Below are 19,031 nucleotides of genomic sequence, written 5' to 3' on the forward strand. Positions count from 1 at the left end.
CACAATTCCAATGGGAAGAGCATTTGAATATCGTAAGGCTACAAAGCTAAAAAGATGGGGCCACATGGCTCGTACATTTACAAAATTGGGTAAAGAAATCGCAATTGCAGTAAAGGCAGGCGGTCCTGAACCTGAAACAAATCCACGTTTGCGTGCTATCATCGCAACTTGCAAGCGTGAAAACATGCCAAAAGACAATATCCAACGTGCCATAAAGAACGCTATGGGCAAGGATACTAGCGATTATAAAGAAGTTCCATACGAAGGATATGGTCCTCACGGAATAGCTATTTTCGTTGATACATTGACCGATAACACCACCCGCACCGTAGGAGATGTACGTTCAGTATTCAATAAATTCAACGGAACACTCGGCACACAAGGTTCGTTAGCATTTATTTTCGACCACAAAGCAGTCTTCACTTTCAAAATGAAAGACGGATTAGACATGGAAGAACTTATCCTCGACCTCATTGATTACGGAGTAGACGATGAGTTTGACCAAGACGATGAAGAAGGCGAAATTACCATTTATGGAGAACCTACCAGCTTTGGCGAAATACAAAAGCACTTAGAAGATAACGGCTTTGAAATTACTTCTGCAGAATTTACTCGTATTCCTAACGACCTCAAGGACGTAACCGAAGAACAACGCGAGATTATCGACAAAATGATTGAGAAACTCGAAGACTTCGACGATGTACAAAACGTTTATACAAATATGAAGCCAGCAGAGTAAAAACTGCTGTTGGTCATAGAAATATACGTTAAATAACTACTTAATATGAAATTTTTTTCATATTTATTTTTCTCTTCTATAGGAACTTTTGGACAAGTTTCTATAGGAGGGAAAAATAGATATATCCATTTTCATATTGCAAAAAAAATTAGGAACTAAAGCTTACCACAGTATTGGTTTTGGTATTACAATATGCCGACTTATTCTTTTTTCTACTTGTCTTTCAATTCCTTCACAGCTTTTTTGCCAATTTCTTTATATTGTTCATTGTTCGATTTAGCCAATTGCTCATAAAGCAAGATTGCTTCTTTTGTTTTACCTTGCTTTTCGTAGCTATAAGCAAGATTGTAAGTAACCACTAAATCATCGGGAGCATCTTTATGAATGGCTTCAAACAATTCGGTTGCTCGTTTTAAGTCACCTTTATTAAAGGAAAGTGCAGCCATGTTGGTGCGGAAAGGAATGTAGGTTGGCGCATAATTATAGAGTTCTTCGCCTAATTCTGTTATCACTTTCTCATCAGCAAATTCATTAAGTTGGTAGAAATAAGATTGGCAACAATCCTTTATAAAGTCAGGTGCTGGCGCAGGTGTGGGCTTGTCTTCTAACCAAATCCATTGTCTATGATTTGTTTTATCTTGCTCAAGCACTTGCTGAATAGTCTTTATAGCTTCTTCTCCCTTACCCAATTCAAGATAAATATGCACTTTTCCGAAAGCTAAATCCAAACGATTTGGAAAGAGTTTACAGCCCTCGTCCAATGTTGCGAACATCTTATTCAGAATTTTATCATCGTAAGTTTGGGCTTGTCCTATATATCCTGCCGTTGCTCCTGTAGAATCTTCAAATGCTAAAAAATCCCCTTCTTCAGGCTTATCAGTAGTTAAAGAAAGCACAGATGAATTACCTTTTTTCCAATAATAATTTGCCAATGCCGCATAATAGTCCCCATTTTTTGTTCCATTTTTTTTCCAATCGGTTAATAATTTTTTAGCTGCAATCGTATCTTCTTGTTCCAATAATTGGGTAAATTCATTGAAATAGTTCCTTTGTGCAGCTGCTTTTAGTCCGCAAAACAGAAGCAAAACAATGCTTAGTGTTAACCTCGTGTGCAAGTAATTTCTCTTCATAACAAATGCTTTAAAATGTGATTATGAAAGCAAAGGTACGTTTTTTTTAATATTTCAACGAATAAATGAAAGAAATTAATCAAATTGAAAATAACGATGTGTTTCCAAACCCTTCAGCAGCTTTGAGTATAAAAATAAAACCTATGCAAGTTCCAACAAGTAGATTGCAAACCTACTTATTGGGACTTTACGTTTTATTATATCATAGGTATTACATCTTACAGATGATACCTTCTTTGGTTTCACGAATGAAATTAACGATATTGCGTATTTCTGGCGAATCGGGAACTTGTTGGTCTACTTGCATACATGCATCAAAGATTGATGTTTGACCATGAAATACAAGACGATAGGCATTGGCAATGTGTTTAATAACCTTTTCGTCAATATTCAAATCACGGCAAATCGTTGTATTTACGCCACCGTAGGCTATCGGACTGCCTCCTGCAATAACGTAAGGGGGAATATCACGACCGAAAGTGGTACTTGCTTGAACTACTGCAGCTTCTCCTACTCGTGTGTTTGCTTTCTGAATGACACCAGAAGAGAAGATTACATGGTCGGCTATTTCGCAATCGCCTGCAATTTTCGTTCCATAGCTAAACACACAATGGTTGCCCACTTTTGTGTCGTGGCTGATATGTACACCTTCCATAAGGAAATTGTCAGAGCCTAATTGGGTTTTACAACCACGATGTGTGGCACGATTGATGACAACATTTTCTCGAATTATATTGTTATCGCCCAAAATGCACTCGCTTTTTTCGCCTACAAAACTGAAATCTTGTGGCAAAGCACCAATAACTGCACATTGATGAATTTTGTTTCCATTGCCTATTCGTGAACCATTAAGAATACTTACAAATGGAAAAATAATGCAGTTATCGCCAATTTCTACATCGTCTTCAATGTAAACGAATGGGAATATTTTACAGCCGTCGCCTATTTTCGCCTTTGGAGAAACTTCGGCTCGTGGACTTATTTCACTACTCATATTATAAAATAGTTTTAAGAAATCTTATTTTGAACCACCACCAAGCGCATAGTAAAGGTTTACAATGGCTTGGAGCTTAGAAAATTGGTCTTGAACTTGTGCTATTTCAGCATTCAAAAGGCTTTGTTGTGCTGTAATCACTTCAAGATAAGAGCTTGAACTCTGGCGATAAAGCATTTGAGTATGCTCTACATTCTTCTTCAAAATATCAATCTGTTGTTCGTAAAGTTTGCCTTTTTCTTGTGCGGAATTGTAGGCTACTAAAGCGTTACTCACCTCTGCACCTGCTGTAAGAATGCTATTTTGCCACTTATTATAAGCTATTTTGTATTGATTTTCCGCTACTTTTAACCCAGCTTTTAGCTTACCTTTCATGAAGAGAGGTTGGGTAAGATTGCCCACTACATTCCAAAGAATTTTGGCAGGGTTTACCATTCCGTTGCCATTACTCCAACCTCCCGTAGGTGCAATGCTCAAAGAAGGATAGAAACGCCCACGCGCTTCTTGTATATTATAGAAACATTGAGCCAACGCCATTTCGTTTGCATGAACATCAGCACGATTGCTTAATAGTTCAATACCCACTCCATTAGATAAATTTGAAGGCAATTGTTGATTGTCTAATGCTCCGTGTGCGATGCTATGAGCAGGTTCTCCCATGAGTAAACTCAATGAATTTTCGACTTCACGAATTTGTCTTTTAATATCAGCAGCACGAGTTTGCACACTGTAATAAGCCGCTTCTGCACTTTGGATACTTGTAGAACGTGCGCGTCCATAGTCCATTTGCAGTTTCATCATCTCCCATGTGTTCTTTGTAAGGTCAGCCATATCTGTAACAATTTGGTTCTGACGGTCAAGCATGAGCAAGGTGTAATAAAGGTTAGCAACATTGCAAATTAAGCGTGTTTGTACGGCAACTTTATAATCTTGCATCTGTATCATCGCCATTTGGGCAGCCATTTTCTCGTTGCGAAGTTTTCCAAAAAGGTCGATTTCCCAACTTGCTGAAATTGGAAGCACATACGATTTTGTAGCTTCTTTCTGGTCTCCAAAATGAGAAATAGTGCCTTGTGGAGCGAAAACGACCGAAGGTAAGAAGGCTAATTTTGCAGTACTAAGCTGTTGTTCAGCAATATCAATATTCAAAGCAGCATTGAGAAGGTCGGGATTATTGGTCAATGCTTTTTCTATAATAGCTTGTAAATGACTATCAGTAAAGACACTTCGCCATGGAAGAATGCCGAAATCGTTTGCTCCTTCTAATGTGGCATCAGCATTAATAGGGTTGCGAACGATGCCAGAAGTCTTTACTTCAGGACGTTCGTAAGTGCCATATAGGCTCTTACAACCCGTCAAACTGAGAGTTGCAAGTGCTATTATGATTATATTTATTTTTTTCATTTTACTCTTTTAATTCGTAAACTTTATTCTTTTACCTTGTAATCGCTTATAGGCCTACTTACAAATTGCTTCAATTCTTTAGCAACCTGCTTGTTTTCCTCGTCTTCAAAGGCAATAGGCTTAATGCGTTCTTGCAAATATTGGAAGATTACAAATAACGAGGGTACAATAAATACTTGGCAAAGCGTACCGATAAGCATACCACCTACGGCTGCTGCACCCAAAGTTTGGTTACCATTGCGACCTACTCCACTGGCAAACATCAATGGCAACAAACCAACGACCATTGCCAAAGAGGTCATAAGAATTGGGCGAAGACGGGCTCCTGCACCAAGAATGGCAGCATATTTAATCGCCATACCTGTTCTGCGACGTTCCAAAGCAAATTCTACAATCAAAATTGCGTTCTTTGCTAATAAACCAATGAGCATAATCAGCGAAATTTGCATGTAGATGTCGTTGTTGTGTCCAAACAACATTGTGAAGATAAAAGCACCTGCCAAACCAAAAGGAATAGACAAAATTACCGCCAATGGAAGCAAATAACTTTCGTATTGCGCACTCAAAATCAAGTAGACAAATACCAAGCAGAGAACGAAAATCATGGCTGTTGAGTTAGAAGACTCTTGTTCTGAACGTGTCAAACCAGAAAATTCGTAGGTGTAACCAGGAGGTAATTTTTGTGCTGCTACTTCTTCTACGGCTTTGATAGCATCACCTGACGAATAGCCATCAGCAGCTTGCGCATTCACTGTAATAGCCGTAAAGAGGTTGAAACGTGCTATATTAGAAGGTCCATAAACACGTTTTAATGTACAAAACTCGCTCACTGGTGCCATTCCACCAGGGGTTCGAACATAAATATTATTCAATCCATCTGGGTTAATGCGGCTTTCTACCGAACCTTGAATCATCACACGATAGAGTTTTCCGTAAGCATTAAAGTTGGAAGCATACATACCGCCATAATAACCCTGTAACACAGAAAGGATTGCAGCAGGCGAAGTGCCCGATTGTTTTGCCCTTGCCACGTTTATATCCACCATGTATTGCGGATAATTAGGGTTGTATGTTGTCATTGCATTCCCGATTTCAGGACGTTCTTTCAAGGCTGCAAGATACTCTTGAGTGATTGTAAAGAACTTGTTTAAGTCGCCTCCTGTGCGGTCTTGCATAGACATTGTAAGACCATTGGAAACTGAAAATCCTGGAACCATAGGTGGTCCGAATGCCAAAACTCTTGCTCCTTTGATGCTGGCAGTTTGTTTATAAATCATTCCAAGAATCATATTTGATGATGTTGGGTCGATAAATAAACCTGCAATCCCCGCCCCATTAAAGACAGATTTAATGCGGTCGAACATACTATATTTACGTTCTTCGAATGGTTTTAACTTTATGATGAAAGTGGCTTGGTCTGAACCTTGACCCGCAATGAAGTTGTATCCAATCAATTGCACACGGCGTTCAACGTATGGATTGGTTTCCAACATTTTGTCAATCTGTTCTGTTACCTTTTTCGTTTCGGTTTGAGACATACCAGGTTCCAAAGATACCATAGCAAAAAGTACACCCGTATCTTCGTCAGGCACAAGTCCTGTCTTCGTAGTAGCCATCGTAATAACCAAAGCTAAGATACCAACGACAACCGAAATACCTGTGATAATGCGATTACCAATGATTTTTTCAACTGTCTTTTTATACTTCTCGTTGATTTTTTCGTATTGTGTATTGAATGCTAAATGGAATCTATCTACCCTACTAATCTTCTTCTTTTCCTCCTCACTGTGTGGCTTTAAGAGAATAGCACATAAGGCTGGAGAAAGGGTTAAGGCATTTAAAGCAGAAATGACAATAGATACTGCCATGGTAACGCCAAATTCTCGATAGAAAGTTCCCGATGTTCCGCTCATAAATGAAACAGGAATGAACACGGCAGACATAACCAACGTAATGGAAATAATGGCTCCTGAAATTTCGTTCATCGCATCAATGGCAGCCGTTAAAGCACTCTTATAGCCCAAATCCAACTTTGCATGGACAGCTTCAACCACCACAATGGCATCGTCCACCACAATAGCAATTGCCAATAAGAGGGCGGAAAGTGTCAGCAAGTTGATTGAGAAACCAAACATCCATAGGAAGAAGAACGAGCCAATCAATGCCACAGGAACGGCAATCATTGGAATTAACGTTGAGCGTAAATCTTGCAAGAAGATGTAAACCACAAAGAATACCAACAACAAAGTAATGAACAGCGTGAAAATTACTTCCTCCATAGAGGCAAATAAGAATTCTGTAACATCTTGTTGAATGGTTACTTTCATGCCAGGAGGCATATTCTTTTGCACATCTTCAAGGGCTGCTTTCACATCTTTGGCTATTTGTGTAGCGTTAGAGCCAGCAATTTGTTGTACCATACCCACTACTGATGGTTGCTTGTTGTTGAGCATTGAAACAGAATACATCAATCCGCCAAGTTTCACATCAGCCACATCACGCAAATGAAGCGTTTGTCCGTTCACATTATTTGATATGATAATGTCTTCGTATTCCTTTTGCGTTTTGAGGCGACCTTTATAACGCATGGTGTATTCATACTTCATATTGCTCTGTTCTCCGAACGAACCAGGGGCAGCTTCGATATTTTGTTCTGCCAAAGCTCCTGCAATATCGCTTGGAACAAGTCCGTATTGCTTCATTTTTTCAGGTTTCAGCCATATTCGCATAGAATAGGTCTTCATACCAGGAGTTTGCACATCGCCCACACCATTGATACGTTTCAGCAAAGGAACAACGTTAATGTTGTTATAGTTGGTCAAGAACTCATCATCGTAACGACCATCGTCGGTTGTCAGAGAGTACATTACCACGTTAGACGTTTGGCGTTTAGACACTGTGACACCTGCACGAGTAACCTCCGCAGGCAGCAATGCTTGCGCTTGTGAAACACGATTTTGCACGTTTACCGACGCCATATTAGGGTCAGAACCTTGTTTAAAATAAACCGTAATCATCGCACTACCCGAATTGGTAGCCGTTGATTGTATGTAGGTCATATTCTCTACACCGTTAATACTTTCTTCCAAAGGGGTAATAACGGAATTTAAAACGGTCTGTGCGTCTGCTCCTTGATAGTTTGCCATTACCGAAATGGTAGGCGGAGCAATATCTGGATACTGCTCAATAGGGAGTGAAATCAATCCTATCGTACCTAAAAGCACGAAAAAGATAGACACCACGGTAGAGAGTACAGGACGTTTTATAAAGTTTGTAAATGTCATAATTCTTTTCGTTTAAGTACTTTATTTCTTATCTTCGCCCTTCATTGCTTTCAAGAAACCTTCTGCCGAACTTTGATTTGCGCCCAATGATGCAGCTTTTTTCAATGCTTCTTTGTATTGTGCAGGAGTCAATGCCTTGATTTCCATGCCGTCTTGAAGACTTGCAAGTCCCTTAGAAACTATCTTTTCGCCAAGTTTCAAACCCGAAGTAACGATGTAATTTATGCCATCGTTCTGTGCATTTACCTTGATTTCAGTATAATGTACCTTATTATTAGAATCTACTTTGTAAACGAAAATCTTGTCTTGCACTTGTACAGTAGCATCTTGCGGAATAACCAAAGCATTGTTATTATTCTTTGCAATCACAACTTGACCGCTACCACCACTCTTCAATAAACTTTCAGGGTTAGGAAAACGTGCTATGACGCTTACTGTTCCTGTTGCAGCATCAATCATTCCACTTGTTTTAACAATCTTTCCTACATGGTTATAAACCGACCCATCAGCCAATAAGAGGCTTACACTTGGGAACGTATTGAGTGCATTACCCAATGTACGGTTATTGCGTGAAAGGGTAAGAATATCGGATTCTGTCATAGAAAAATAGACTTCCATGGTCGAAATATTACTGATGGTTGTAATTGGCATCGGAGAAGAAGGACTTACCAATGCTCCTTCTTTATATGGAAGGCTACCTACATAACCGCTTGCTGGACTTTTTACATAGCAGAAACTAAGGTTTTCTTTTGCCGAAGCTAATCCTGCTTGTGCTTGTTTAACGCCTGCTTGCGCTTGTTTCACACCTGAATTTGCGGCTTGAATGCCACTTCGTGCTTGATTTACGGCTGCTTGTGCAGTTTCATAACCATTTTTTGCAGCTTGCATCTCGTAATCGCCAATTACTTTGTTTGCATAGAGTTGCTTGCTGTTGTTATAAGTTAATTGTGCTGTTGCCGCTTGAGCTAATGCTGAGTTTAAAGCTGCTGCTGCTTGAACTACACTTGCTTGCGCACGATTTACTCCGCTTTGTGCCGAAGCCACTGCTGCTTCTGCTTGGCGTACTGCCGATTGGTAGATTGCGTTATCCACCACAAAAAGCACTTGCCCTGCCTTTACAGCTTCGCCTTCGTGTACATAAAGTTTGGTAATAAAGCCACTTACTTTCGGACGTACTTCCACGTCCTGAATACCTTTTATTGTAGCAGGATAGGTCGTTTTCATCTGTGCATTTGCTGCACCAATCGTTATCACTGGATACTCGTTGTTGGTTGGCAACTGATGTTTGCCTCCTCCACCACAACTTGTAAGCACTGCCACAGCCAAAGCTGCGAATAGTAAAAATTTGCTTTTTATCATACGTCTGTTTGTAATTTATAATCTTTTCTTATCTGCCGTTCCTTAAATTCTAATCTCTTTGCTATTAAAGACAAGCATTTTATACTTTTTGCGAAAACTCAACACAAAGAATAAGTTTTCATACTGCAAAGATACAATTTTTAATTGAATTTAAAGAAGTAATAAGACAAAGATTTAACAAAAATTACATCAGACTAAGCCCATTTCTGCTGCTTTTTGTTTTAGCAATTCCATAAGAGGTTCGCGCTCATTGGGTACACGATTGTCTAAAACAGCTTCCTTTAAAGTTTTTTTTAGTTCCCCAACTTCACGACTTGGCTTTAAATTAAAGATTTCCATAATCTCATCGCCATCGATACAAGGTTGCAACAATCGTTTATAATCACGTTCTTTTAAATCCTCCAACTTTTCACGAACAGTCTTGAAGTTATCTAAAAAACGTTGTTTGCGTGCAGCATTTTTACTGGTAATATCGGCTTCGCAAAGTGTCATAAGGTCGTCAATATCGTCGCCAGCATCGTTCATTAATCGACGAACAGCTGAATCGGTAACTTCCTCATCAGCTATAATGATAGGACGCATGTGTAAGTCTACCAACTTGCGAACATACTTCATTTTGGCGTCCATTGGGAATTTCAGACGTTTAAAGATAGTCGGAATCATCTTTGCACCAATGATATTATGGCTATGGAAAGTCCAACCTATGGAAGCGTCCCAACGTTTACTCTTTGGTTTACCAATATCATGGAACAGTGCGGCCCATCGCAACCAAAGCTTATCAGTGGTGCGTGCAGCATTATCCAATACTTCTAAGGTATGGTAAAAATTATTTTTATGCGCTCGTCCATTGCGAGTTTCAACCACGTCCATTGCCACTAATTCTGGCAAAATGATTTGTAACAATCCACAACGATACAAATCTATAAACCCTTTGCTTGGCGTTTTGGTAGCCATGATTTTATTTAACTCATCGGCAATACGTTCTCCACTGACAATTTTGATACGTTCAGCGTTGCGTTCCAACGCTTCAAACGTTTCGTCTTCAATAAAAAAGTTGAGTTGAGTAGCAAATCTTACACAGCGCATCATGCGCAAAGGGTCGTCCGAGAAAGTTATATCTGGGTCTAATGGTGTACGAATAATACCGTCCCACAAGTCGTCTACACCACCAAAAGGGTCTACCAATTCGCCAAAATGTTCTTTATTCAAACACACCGCCATGGCATTGATAGTGAAATCACGGCGATTTTGGTCGTCTTCCAACGTTCCGTCTTCCACAATTGGTTTCCTGCTATTGTGGCTATAACTCTCCTTTCGTGCGCCAACAAATTCAACTTCCATACCTCCGAGCTTCACTTGTGCAGTGCCAAAGTTATGGAAAACAGATATGTGCGCACGCTTTCCGAGTGTTTTTTTAAGTTCATTGGCAACACTGATACCACTCCCAACGACAACAACATCAATATCATTGGAAGGTCGTTCAAGGAATAAGTCGCGAACGTAACCGCCCACAACGTAACATTCTAAGCCGAGTTTATCGGCTGCATCAGAAATTTTATGAAATATATCCTTATCTATAAACTTTGCCAATTCGGCATCGGTGAGGTCGCGCATACTAAAAATTAAATATGAGAGTGCAAAGATACAAAAATGAAATGCCAAAAGCAAGAAAAGTAAAGAAAATCTAATGACAATAAACTTTTTCTTTTGAATAAAAAACAATAGATATTAGCGTACAAAACAGCCTATTTTGAGCTACGAAACAGCCTATTTTGAACTGCAAAACAGCCTATTTTGATTTCTGAAAGAATTTCCATGCAAAGAAATGGGGATATTGCTATTGATTAAATTCTTTGAAAGTGTAAATAATAATAGGTACAGTTGAAATGAATGAAAGCAGGTCGCTCACGGCTTGGCACATTTCCACACCATACAGACCAAGGAAATGGGGCAAAATGAAGATTAAAGGAATGAAAAATAACCCTTGTCGGGTTGCTGCTAAGAAGTTGGCACGCAATGGTTTGCGACAAGTTTGCAATAACATGTTGCTTGCTATGATAAAAGCATTTAAGGGATAAGTGCATAATTGCCAGCGCAAAGCCACCACACCAATCGCAATAACTTGTGGGTCGTTTCGGAAAATTTGGATAAGCGAACTGCTGAAAATCCAACCCAAAATGGTACAGATGAAGAGAAAAATGGTACCTAATTTTACGGTAAATTTATAGGCTTTTTGCAATCGTTCATAAAGTCCTGCACCATAACAGAAACCACAAAGTGGTTGAAAACCCTGTCCTAAACCAATCACGGTGGCCAAAATGAGCAACGATATTCGAGAAACGATGCTCATTGCGGCAATGGCAGCATCGCCATATACTCCAGCTGCAATATTGAGCGACATGGTTGCAACACAGGCTAAGCCTTGTCGCAATAAAGAAGGGCTGCCTCCATAGAATATTTCCTTAAAGGTTGACCACGAAGGAGCAAAATTTCGGAAATAAATTCCTATATTTTCACCATGACGTGCCATGAAAAAGAGTATCAAGAAAGAGGTTATTTGACCGATTATGGTAGCGATTGCAGCACCTGAAATTCCTAATTTGAAGACAAAAATGAACAAAGGGTCAAGCGCAACATTGAGAATAGCACCCACAACAATCCCATACATTGAATATTTGGCATTGCCTTGCAGACGCATTTGATTGTTCAAAACAAGTGAAGACGTAAGGAATGGTGCACCTAATAGTATGATTTTTAAGTACTTTTCTGTATAAGGAAGAATGGTTGGAGTGCTGCCTAAGAGGAGTGAAAGGGGACGAATGAAGAGCAAACCACCTACCATGATGAGCAAACCAAAAAGAAAAGAATAGAAAAATCCTGTCGAAGCCATACGAGTGGCATTGTCATGGCATTGAGCACCTAATTCACGAGAGATATAATTGCCAGAGCCATGTCCGAAAAAGAAGCCAAAAGCCTGAATAAAGAACATTAAGGAGAAGACTATGCCCACAGCAGCAGTCGATTGCGTGTTTATTTGCCCAACAAAATAAGTGTCTGCAATATTATATAAACTTGTTACCAACATCGAAATTATGGTTGGTATTGCCATTTTAATGACAACCTTGTGGATAGGTCCCTCGGTTAGGAATGTGAAATTATTCTTTTCCTTTCTCATATCAATGACAAAGGTACAAAAAACAAAAGAAAGAAAGTGAACAAATGTTTAATTAGGGTCTGCTGAATTATTATCTCTTCACAGACAGAGGGTAGCAGACGTAGCCCCTCATAGTGACGATAATGATGAAAAACCACCAGATTTCGGTCAGGGCAAGACAAAGTTCCCTGAGGAACTTCATCACGTTTTTAACGAAGTAGCACATTCCTGTCCAGCATCGTGCTGTATCTGGAAGCTTGGCTCTTATGTCATTGGCTCGATAGATTCTCTTGCCAGTACCGAATGAGCATTCGATTTCATTGCGCTCCCCGATGGCTTTGGCCATTCTGGATTTCATCTCATCTGAAGGAGGATCCTTCGGTGGTCGCCCTAACGGTTTGCAGTATGAATGGATTTCAAAATCCTCAAGTATATCTCGGTTTGACCTGTTTAGGTAAATCTTATCCGCAAGGATGGTGGCCGGAAGATAGCCGAAGCGTTCTTTGAAAAGTTGAATCTGTAGCAAGAGATCCTGGCTCTCGTTGTAGGCATCCCAGCTGTGGTGGTCGATGAACGTATAGCCCTCGACTATGCTTGCACCTATCTTGGCCCCGAACTCAGTCCTTGCCTTAGCCTTTCCACGGACAATGGCACGGACGTGTGGCTGAAAGATGCTCAGTATGCGGTCTGCACAAGTATGAGTCTTTGACCTGTACATCTCCTCCTGCTGATGGTACATCGTGAGGATTGCAGTCAAGGTGCGTTTCTCATATAGGAATAGGCTCTCGTAGTACGTCTTGTTCTTTGCAAGCAAGTCCATTAAGATGCGGATGTCCTTGCGCAAGTAGTTGAGCATCACCCCGATAGTATCACGCACCATCTTGCCTTTCTTCTTGGCTTTCTTGACAAGCTGAAGGTATGCCTGACGTGCATGCTTGTAGTTCGTGCGTGGCTTGTGCAGCTCAAACATCTCGCACACCTTTATAATATAGTCGGTAACCTTGCGGCAACCATCATGTATTATATCAACGTCAACAGGATAACGCATCTCTGCATCGGCACAGGTAGCATCAATCTTCAGCACTCCCTTGTGCTCGCGACCTTTTGAGTCGGTGAAGGAAGCGGCATTCGGATCCTCTGGTTTCGGAGCCGGCGGGTCCTCATCATTCCTCTTCGCCTCTTCTTCTTCACGCTTGCGTTTCTCTTCAAGAAGACGCCTCTGCTTGTCGAGAAGCTTGACTGTCATCTTGTTGAGTTCTTCCTCTGAGATTCGCTTGCGTATCGTGACGAATAGGCTCGGGTCGAATATAGGCTTGTCGGTGAACTCATGCAATCCACAAAAGTACTGCATGTAGGGACTCTCTCTGATAATCTCGATGGTCTCGGCATCACTCAGGTTTAGTTTGTGCTTGATAATCATTGCGCCGAGAATCATGCGTGCCGGCTTGTTCCCTGCACCTTTCTTCTGATTGTCCAACCTTGAGTTGTATTCCTTCTCAAGTTCTGTCCATGGAAGAAGGTCACCGAGAGCCACCCATCGGTTTGTCTTGTCCAACTCATCAAGGGATGAGCGGAGCAAACCGAGGTCAAGTTGCTTGTATTTTGGAGCGTAAAACTTCATCTTGCTATGGATTTAACTATATAAAGGTACGATTTTCTAGTTAAACAAACAAAGAAATAAAGTTATATAAACTTAAATATCAGAGAGTTATAAATTATTCAGTAAACACTAATTAGAACTAAAATAACGAAATTTACAATATTATAAAACGAACTAAAAGAAAGAAATAAATAACTTTTTGTGTGAAAAATATATTTATTTGGAAATATATTGCTAACTTTGTGTTTGAAATAAAACTTTTCTGACAAACTTTTAAGTATATATAAATAATCAAGAATTATGAAAATTAAACTTTTACTCTCGAGCTTGCTCATTGCTACTTCGATGAATGCACAAACAAATGTTAATGAAACAGAACCTGAACTTGATGAAAGTAAAGCAACGTACTTCTATTATGACGATGAAATTCATGTAAATTCGATTGGATATACCAAACGAAACTTACTTGAAGAAAAAGTTTACATCATGGAAAACAACGAGATTTACTTTCAAGAATTTATCGATTTTGTTGGTTTAGTGAAAGGAACGATAAACAAAGAAGCTGGTATCATTACCATTAAAAACGGTCAAGCAATGGGAACGAAGCAACTTACCGAAGGAGGAACGGCGCATCAAATGTATTTTGCTACGATGAATCCAACCACTCAACAGCCTGAAACAGGTGAATTTACGTTGAAATATATTGATAAAGGTGATGGAAAAATTTGCATCGACGGCGGTTCGCTTTGTTTCGCTCTTTACTATATGGAACAAGAAAAACCTATTGTTTTTCTTCATACCAAGGGGCTAAAAATGATAAATGAAGAACAGATAGACAATAAAATACAAAAAACAAGCTACAAATATGTTAATCTTGATGAAGAAGAAGAAGGAAATGGAGTATTAGAATCTGTGAAATATGGCGAAAATATTTATTTTAAATCGTTAGAAACCATTATTCCTGAAAAATGGCAAGTTGCAAAAGTTATAAATGACAATAATAAAATGTCGTTATTCATTCCAAACAATCAATTTCTGAGTTATTTGGAAAACATATATTTTGTATTTAAAGCTGCAAAAATAGACGATAGTGGCAAAATTACAGAGTTAGAAGGATTAACATTGCCTATGACGCTTGATGCAAGCACCCATACTTACAAGTGTACAACTGCAAAAAATGATTTTTTGGGTTCGCTTAGCTATACAATTACTAATAGTGGAGTGAAGAATGAATGGGTTACAAAGTATGGAAACATCAGTATTACGCTTCCAGAAACTCAAGTTACAAATGGCATTACGACTATTGTTCAGCCCCAAATACAAGAAAATAATCAGTATTACGACCTTCAAGGTCGTGCTATTCAGCACCCAATGCGAGGAATATATATAAAGAATGGAAAGAAAATAGTGATAAAATAATAAATTATAAAGCAAAAGCGGATATGAAAAATCAACATATCCGCTTTTATTTTCTTTATTTCGCAATATCTAAAAGTGTTTGAATAACGCGTTCAGCCGAACGTCCGTCCCAGCGGTCGGGTAGGGCAGTTGGCTTCCATTTGCCTTGTGCCATATCACTAACGGCAGTTTTTAGTTTTTCAGCATCTTCGCCTACCAACACGTTGGTACCTTGTTTTACGGTTTCAATGTGTTCGGTATAACTGTTCAGAGTAGCACATGGAACGTTTGTAAAGGTTGATTCTTCGGCAACATTACCCGAATCGGTAATGATTCCAGCAGCATTTGAGAGCAAATAGCTAAATTCTAAATAGCCTAAAGGGTTTACAATATGAAGGTTTTTGTGCTTGGTAACATCAATTTCCTTCATAATTTGTGCTGCATTTCCACGCAATGGCGCAACAATAGGCATATCTTTTGCAGCTTCAAACATGGCGTTTAGCATACGTTTCAGGTTCTCTTTGTCGTTCATTAGTGCCTTCCGATTAAGCGTAAAAACAAGGTATTGTTTCGTTTTTAATCCTAAATCACAAACCGAAGGAATCGTTTCTAATGCCAAATTACTCATTCGTTCACGATTGAAACGAATGTTGTCAATGAGAATATTGCCCACCATGTAAACACGAGATAGCTCTGCTCCTTCTTTGTTAGCAATACTATTGTTGCTCAAACCTGCCGTGAAAAGCACATCAGACAAGCCGTCTATGACCAAACGGTTGATTTCTTTTGGCATATTTATATCGAACGAACGAGTGCCAGCAGCAATATGTGCCAACTGAATGCCTTGCTTTTTTGCAACAATTGCAGCTGCCATCGTTGAAGCAAGGTCATCAACTACCACGACAACATGGGTCTTATTTTGTTGCAAGTATTGCTCAAATTTCGACATTACTTGCCCCGTTAATTCGTTTAAGTTCTCACATTCCACGCCAAGATATACATTCGGACGTGAAATTTGCAAGTCCTTAAATAAACTATCCTCTAACGTTGGGTCGGTTTCTACACCTGCATAAACCAATGAGTATGCAACTTTTCTACCGTCCCAACCCTCGTTTTCGTTCTTTTTCAGTAATCTAATGATGGGTGCAACCTTCATAAAATTAGGACGCGCACCACAAAAAATACAAATTCTAAGTTCGCTTTTAGTTTCCGTCATTTAAACTTTATTCTCCTTTAAACATTTCTTTTATACCGCCAATCGAACCCATTATGCCCGTAGCTTCGTAAGGAAGATAAACCGTTTTCTGGTTGCCATTCTTCGCAAGTTCTTCCATCATTTGGATATACTTCTGTGCTATGAGATAATTTGCAGGGTTTGTACTCTGTCCAACGGCATCTGTAATTTTCTGAATAGCCACAGCTTCGGCTTCAGCTACACGCATTTTGGCTTCTGCTTGACCATCTGCAATAAGAATAGCTTGTTGTCTGTCAGCTTCAGCACGATTGATTCGTGATGTTTTTTCACCTTCTGATTGCAAAATAGCAGCTTGTTTTTCTCCTTCACTGGTCAGAATTGTCGCACGCTTATTGCGTTCTGCCTGCATTTGCTTTTCCATTGCTTGCAATACACTCTCTGGTGGCGTGATGTCTTGAAGCTCAACACGATTTACTTTGATACCCCATTTGTTGGTAGCATCGTCCAAAACAGAGCGTAACTTGGTGTTAATTGTATCGCGAGAGGTGAGCGTTTGGTCAAGTTCCATTTCACCAATGATGTTACGCAAGGTTGTTTGCGTCAATTTTTCAATGGCATTTGGAAGATTATTGATTTCATATACCGCTTTGAAAGGATCCATAATTTGGAAATAAAGCAGTGCATTGATTTGCATTTGGATATTATCTTTCGTGATAACATTCTGACGGTCGAAATCGTAAACCTGCTCGCGAAGGTCTATAACATTGGTATAAACGTAGCGGCCATTGCGCACTGCTACAATATCTTTAGCCCTATCGATGAATGGAATGATGATATTGAAACCTGGTTGCAATGTTGCATAGTATTTTCCCAAACGTTCTATGATGCGTGTTTCGCTCTGTGGGATTATCACAATTGTTTTTTTGGCAAATATGATTACCAATACTACGATGGCAATCAGAATATAACTTACTATTGACATAATGACTTAGTTTTTAATTGTTTATAAAAAATATATTATTCGGCTATTTCTACTGTTACAATAATTGAGTCGAGTTTTACGATGCGCACTTGTGTTCCTTCCTCAATAGCGGTATTATTGTTTGCTTGAGCCTTCCAATAATCGCCATCAATCTTCACTCTGCCATATTCATTTGGCTCTATGCGCTCTGTAATTCTACCGATTCGTCCAATAATAGCATCAGCATTGCTGACTCGCTGCTCTTTGTTTTTGTGCAAATATTTTAGTGCAAACGGTCGAATAAAGAAAATACTCAATGCACTAACTACTGCAAAGAGAATGACTTGTGCCGTAAAACTATCGCAAAAAGCCGCTAAAATAGTTGCGGCAGTACCACCGATTGCAAAACAAATGATAAAGAAATCGCCATTGGTTAATTCTAAAACCAAGCATAAAAGGCTTACCAAAAGCCATGCTAACCAAAGATTTTCTGAAAAGTATTGTACCATAGCCACGATTATTTAATTCGATTGTAAAGTTAGTACTTTAAAACGAAATTGCCAACTTTTTAGTAAAGAAAATGGAAAGAGGGAGTTTTTCTCCCTCAATCTTTTCCTTTTTTTATTTATTTTCTACACGTTTTATTTTCCTTCGGTAAGTCCAAACGATGTTTTTATCCTCCAAAGTAATGGTTTTACTTATTTCTATTGGCCAATAGTCCTTTCCTATACGAATTTCACGATGCGTATTTGCTTCTCTATCCTCTTCGTTTAACGTGCTATCTGGCTTGTATTCATCGAGAGAATCAACCCATTCAACCGAGTCGATTTCCACAGAATCCCATTCAGTAGTGTCATAATAAGACGAATCAATTACCGCTGTGTCTACTTCGGCTATATCATTATTGTAATCGGCTTCCATAGTATCTATTACCGCACTGTCTACTTCGTAATCCGATTCCCACTTTTCTTCTAAATCGCTATGATAAGTTGGCATAACATATTCAGAAAAATCAGACAAATAAGTCCATTCTCCTTTCTTGTTTTTGGTCGTTTTTGTTGTTAAATACGACATATATCGGTTTGTGCCGTCTAATGGCTTCCCTTCTGTTGTAGTGCCTTCTTTCATCTCCGTGGCAAAAGTTTGGATTAAGTCGAGCAAACTTGGGGCGTAAAAGAAATATAAAAACATAGTATAATCTATATTTCTACCATTCATCAGACTTAATGTTTCTTGGAGGAAGTTATTATAGAATTGGCTAGGAACTTCCCTTTTTTGTCTCAAAGAACTCTGAATGTTGTTCCATAATATATCATAAATTTTATTGATAGCTTCCTCTCCATTACTTATAACGTACTCTTTCATATCAGAGGAGAAAGTAAGAATGAGAGGGCAATTCTTGAAAATATCGTTCAGTTTATAATACATTAAGCTGTCGCCAAACGATTCCACTTTCTTGTTCGAGTAATTTACACTTTCTAATAAGTCCACCTGCATGGTGGTAGTGTGTGGAGTTACATTCAAAACTTTTAAACGAATTTTGCACGAAAGGTAAGGTTCTTGCATTTCTTTATAACCAAAAAAATAGTCTTTATTACGCGCTATTTGGGTAAAATCGAGCATTGTATTTATAGAATCAGGCTCGCCCGATTGTTTTTGTTCGAGTGTAAACTCGTAGGTTGCAGTTTGTCCTACTTTAAACTTTGGGTTTTTCAATATTGCATTTTGCGCCCATATCCCATTGCCGATAAATAACATTATGATGACTGCACTTATTCGCATGGCTATATTTTCTTTCTTTTTTGTTTTCATT

14 protein-coding genes are annotated in these 19,031 nt (G+C 39.1%); 2 read left to right on the top strand and 12 right to left on the bottom strand.

Annotated features, from left to right (window positions below):
• The first annotated feature begins 10 nt into the window (after positions 1 to 10).
• Positions 11 to 739, top strand: coding sequence for a YebC/PmpR family DNA-binding transcriptional regulator (locus DYI03_RS04520; RefSeq protein ID WP_004357446.1), 729 nt, complete (start codon positions 11 to 13; stop codon positions 737 to 739).
• Between the two features lie 212 nt (positions 740 to 951).
• Here DYI03_RS04520 and DYI03_RS04525 read toward each other — a convergent pair whose 3' ends face one another.
• The 8 genes from DYI03_RS04525 to DYI03_RS04560 form a co-directional block, all read right to left on the bottom strand.
• Positions 952 to 1,869, bottom strand: a complete 918-nt coding sequence (locus tag DYI03_RS04525) for a tetratricopeptide repeat protein (RefSeq protein WP_021668749.1) — start codon at positions 1,867 to 1,869, stop codon at positions 952 to 954.
• 211 nt (positions 1,870 to 2,080) lie between these two features.
• Positions 2,081 to 2,863 (bottom strand): acyl-ACP--UDP-N-acetylglucosamine O-acyltransferase, encoded by a 783-nt coding sequence (lpxA, locus tag DYI03_RS04530; RefSeq protein WP_021668748.1) that lies wholly within the window; start codon positions 2,861 to 2,863, stop codon positions 2,081 to 2,083.
• 24 nt (positions 2,864 to 2,887) lie between these two features.
• Positions 2,888 to 4,267 (bottom strand): TolC family protein, encoded by a 1,380-nt coding sequence (locus tag DYI03_RS04535; RefSeq protein WP_021668747.1) that lies wholly within the window; start codon positions 4,265 to 4,267, stop codon positions 2,888 to 2,890.
• A 23-nt stretch (positions 4,268 to 4,290) separates the two neighbouring features.
• Entirely contained in the window at positions 4,291 to 7,551 is a 3,261-nt protein-coding gene (locus DYI03_RS04540) for an efflux RND transporter permease subunit (protein WP_021668746.1), read from the bottom strand.
• Positions 7,552 to 7,572: 21 nt separating this feature from the next.
• Positions 7,573 to 8,910, bottom strand: coding sequence for an efflux RND transporter periplasmic adaptor subunit (locus tag DYI03_RS04545; RefSeq protein ID WP_021668745.1), 1,338 nt, complete (start codon positions 8,908 to 8,910; stop codon positions 7,573 to 7,575).
• Between the two features lie 189 nt (positions 8,911 to 9,099).
• Positions 9,100 to 10,524 carry a CCA tRNA nucleotidyltransferase gene (locus DYI03_RS04550; protein ID WP_021668744.1) on the bottom strand — a complete coding sequence of 475 codons (1,425 nt, stop codon included), beginning with the start codon at positions 10,522 to 10,524 and terminating at the stop codon, positions 9,100 to 9,102.
• A gap of 223 nt (positions 10,525 to 10,747) precedes the next feature.
• Positions 10,748 to 12,085, bottom strand: coding sequence for an MATE family efflux transporter (locus DYI03_RS04555; protein ID WP_021668743.1), 1,338 nt, complete (start codon positions 12,083 to 12,085; stop codon positions 10,748 to 10,750).
• 70 nt (positions 12,086 to 12,155) lie between these two features.
• Complete coding sequence (locus tag DYI03_RS04560; protein WP_115367858.1) at positions 12,156 to 13,685, bottom strand: IS5 family transposase; 1,530 nt, start codon at positions 13,683 to 13,685, stop codon at positions 12,156 to 12,158.
• A gap of 279 nt (positions 13,686 to 13,964) precedes the next feature.
• On the opposite strand from DYI03_RS04560, the gene DYI03_RS04565 reads away from it, so the two are divergent.
• Entirely contained in the window at positions 13,965 to 15,083 is a 1,119-nt protein-coding gene (locus DYI03_RS04565; protein WP_021668441.1) for a hypothetical protein, read from the top strand.
• 55 nt (positions 15,084 to 15,138) lie between these two features.
• Here the strand turns inward: DYI03_RS04565 and DYI03_RS04570 are convergent, their stop codons facing one another.
• The 4 genes from DYI03_RS04570 to DYI03_RS04585 form a co-directional block, all read right to left on the bottom strand.
• Positions 15,139 to 16,278: a UDP-N-acetyl glucosamine 2-epimerase gene (locus DYI03_RS04570; RefSeq protein WP_021668442.1), complete on the bottom strand. Its 1,140-nt coding sequence runs from the start codon at positions 16,276 to 16,278 to the stop codon at positions 15,139 to 15,141.
• A gap of 7 nt (positions 16,279 to 16,285) precedes the next feature.
• On the bottom strand, positions 16,286 to 17,239 hold the full coding sequence (locus tag DYI03_RS04575; RefSeq protein ID WP_004357605.1) for an SPFH domain-containing protein: 954 nt from the start codon (positions 17,237 to 17,239) through the stop codon (positions 16,286 to 16,288).
• A 35-nt stretch (positions 17,240 to 17,274) separates the two neighbouring features.
• Entirely contained in the window at positions 17,275 to 17,727 is a 453-nt protein-coding gene (locus DYI03_RS04580; protein ID WP_021668443.1) for an NfeD family protein, read from the bottom strand.
• Positions 17,728 to 17,839: 112 nt separating this feature from the next.
• Complete coding sequence (locus DYI03_RS04585) at positions 17,840 to 19,030, bottom strand: hypothetical protein (protein ID WP_021668444.1); 1,191 nt, start codon at positions 19,028 to 19,030, stop codon at positions 17,840 to 17,842.
• Position 19,031 lies beyond the last annotated feature (1 nt).

It is taken from the genome of Prevotella disiens (genome assembly GCF_900454955.1).
Lineage (GTDB): Bacteria > Bacteroidota > Bacteroidia > Bacteroidales > Bacteroidaceae > Prevotella > Prevotella disiens.